This is a genomic window from Alcanivorax sp. (genome assembly GCF_014762765.1).
Lineage (GTDB): Bacteria > Pseudomonadota > Gammaproteobacteria > Pseudomonadales > Alcanivoracaceae > Alcanivorax.
In genome coordinates, this window is record NZ_JABURH010000074.1 from 30,267 (window position 1) to 32,972 (window position 2,706).

A 2,706-nucleotide genomic window follows, 5' to 3' on the forward strand; every position below is an offset into this window, starting at 1 on the left:
GGTCGCTGCTGAAGATGGGTTTTGACGATTTCGACCTGAACAAAATCGAGATCCGCTGCGCGGTTGATAATCACAGAAGCCGGGCCATAGCGGAACGGCTTGGGTTTACCCATGAAGCGACGCTCAGTCAGAGCGAGTGGCTGTATACCGGCTACGTGGACCAGGCGCTCTATTCGCTGCTTGCGACAGAGTATCGGGGCTGATACCCAACTCTTTCCCAGTTTCTGTCCCGGTCGAGTACACTATCTCCCAATAATTAAACCGACCCCTATCCAGCCATGCCCCATTCCCATCCCATCGGTATTTTCGACTCCGGCATCGGCGGCCTTTCCGTGGCCGCGAAGGTCCGTGAGCTACTGCCTGCCGACGATATCCTCTATGTGGCCGACTCCCGTCATGCGCCCTATGGCGACAAATCCGATGACTTTATTCTGGAGCGGATGAACACGGTGACGGATTTCCTGCTGGGGCAGGGGGCCAAAGCCGTGGTGGTGGCGTGCAATACCGCGACCACCTCCGCCATTGCGCAGCTACGGGCTACCTGCTCGGTGCCAATTATCGGTGTGGAGCCTGGGGTGAAGCCGGCGGTGCTGGCCACCCGTAGCCGAGTGGTGGGAGTGTTGGCCACGCCCAGAACCCTGCAGACCCATTCCTTCAGCGCTCTGGCGGCACGGTTTTCCAGCACGGTGAGCATCGAGGTGCAGCCCTGCCCGGATCTGGTGGGCCAGATTGAGGCGTTGCGTTTTGATGACCACGAGACCTTGGTATTGCTGAACCGCTATATCGCGCCGCTACTGGAGAAGGGCGCGGACACCATTGTGCTGGGCTGCACCCATTACAACTACCTTGCCGAGCGCATTGCGCAGGTGGCGGGGCCAGGGGTGCAGATTGTCAGCACCGAGTCGGCGGTGGCCCGGGAAGTGGTGCGGCGATTGGCGTGCGAGGGGTTGCTGGCGGAATCCGGAAAAAGCGGGGATGAAGCATTTTACACCAGTGGCGAACTGGCGGTGTTCGGCCGACAGATTGACCGCTTGTGGGGGCCGGGTAAGGCCGTTTATCCGCTATAGGGGCGAAGCGTCTCGCTAAAAAATGTGATGGCTGTGTCGAAAACGCCAAGGGCAGTTCGATAAGGTGATGACAGCACGCATGGCTGTTTTGAACTAACCCTTGGGAGACAGCAGCATGACCAGAATGATTTTTGTAAACCTGCCGGTAGCAGATCTTAAAGCGTCCATGGCGTTTTATACCGCGCTGGGCTTCGAGAACAATCCGCAATTCACTGACGAGACTGCCGCCTGCATGGTGTGGAGTGAGGCCATCCATGTGATGCTGCTGACCCATGACAAGTGGCGGACCTTCACCGACCGGCCGATTCCGCCTTCCTCTTCCAGTGAAGTGATGCTGGCACTGTCCTTTGACAGTCGTGATGCGGTGGATGCCGTGAATAAGGCCGCTGCGGACAATGGCGGCACGGCAGATATCAACCCGGTTCAGGATCTGGGGTTCATGTATAACCGTAACCTGGCGGACCCGGATGGGCATGTGTGGGAAATGATGTGGATGGACATGGCGGCGATGGGGGATGCCCAGGCGTCGTAGGAGCGCCGCTGGCGGTGGGATTACAGGCCAGGATCAAAAGCGCTTTCACCACAGAGGGCACAGAGAGAACCCTTTTTTTCCTCAGTGATCTCTGTGTCCTCTGTGGTGATATTTGTCTTTCGACGCCTTTGATCACGCCGCCTACCCGCAGGGAACAGAGGCGCTCCTGCGGGGCCAGCTTTTCAGCACAAACAAAAACGCCCCGCAATGCGGGGCGTTTGTCGTATCGGGGTGCGCTTACACCTCGAACGCGTCGTTCAGCTTCTTGGCCACCGGGGCCAGTTTCAGCTTGGCGAATTGCGGCAGGCCATCCTTGTACGGCGGATATGATTCGCCGCCGATCAGCGGGGCCAGATACTCGCGGGCGCTGGGGGTGATACCAAAGCCATCTTTGGTGATGAACTTGCGCGGCATTTTCTTTTCCACGTTGGCCACTTTCTTCAGGGGCGCCTCGCCGATGGTCCAGCTGTATTTCTTGGTTTTCTTGCGCTCGATGGTGGGCATCACTGCGTTCTTGCCGGCCACGGCGAATTCCACGGCGGCGCGGCCCACGGCGTAGGCCTGCTCCACATCAGTGGCGGAAGCGATATGGCGGGCGGCCCGTTGCAGGTAGTCGCTCACCGCCCAATGGTATTTGTAGCCCAGTTCATCCTTGACCATCTGGGCAATCACCGGGGCCACGCCGCCGAGCTGCTTGTGGCCGAAGGCATCGGTGTTACCGGCGTCGGCCAGGAAGGTGCCATCTTCATAGCGGGCGCCTTCAGAGACCACGATTACGCAGTAGCCCACTTTATTCACGGTGGCTTCTACCTTCTTCATGAAGGCGGCCTTGTCGAAGGCGATTTCCGGGAACAGGATCAGGTGCGGAGCGTCGTCATTGTCTTCCTTTGCCAGGCCGGCAGCGGCGGCGATCCAGCCGGCGTGGCGGCCCATTACTTCCATGACGAACACCTTGGTGGAGGTGGCGCACATACTGGCTACGTCCAGGGCCGCCTCGCGGCAGCTTACCGCGGTGTACTTGGCCACGGAGCCGAAGCCAGGACTCACGTCAGTGAAGGGCAGGTCGTTGTCCACGGTCTTGGGCACGTGGATGGCCTGGATCGGGTA

The 2,706-nt window shown here is 59.5% G+C and carries 4 protein-coding genes; 3 read left to right on the top strand and 1 reads right to left on the bottom strand.

Features of this window, described 5'->3' with window-relative positions:
- The 3 genes from HUJ17_RS03370 to HUJ17_RS03380 all read left to right on the top strand — a co-directional run.
- Positions 1-203: GNAT family protein (locus HUJ17_RS03370; RefSeq protein WP_290509349.1), on the top strand; the 203-nt coding region annotated here is incomplete at its 5' end.
- A 75-nt stretch (positions 204-278) separates the two neighbouring features.
- Positions 279-1,067, top strand: coding sequence for a glutamate racemase (gene murI / locus HUJ17_RS03375; protein WP_290509350.1), 789 nt, complete (start codon positions 279-281; stop codon positions 1,065-1,067).
- A gap of 115 nt (positions 1,068-1,182) precedes the next feature.
- Positions 1,183-1,599: a VOC family protein gene (locus HUJ17_RS03380; protein ID WP_290509351.1), complete on the top strand. Its 417-nt coding sequence runs from the start codon at positions 1,183-1,185 to the stop codon at positions 1,597-1,599.
- A 237-nt stretch (positions 1,600-1,836) separates the two neighbouring features.
- Here the strand turns inward: HUJ17_RS03380 and HUJ17_RS03385 are convergent.
- On the bottom strand, positions 1,837-2,706 hold an 870-nt coding region (locus HUJ17_RS03385), incomplete at its 5' end, for a 6-phosphofructokinase (RefSeq protein ID WP_290509352.1).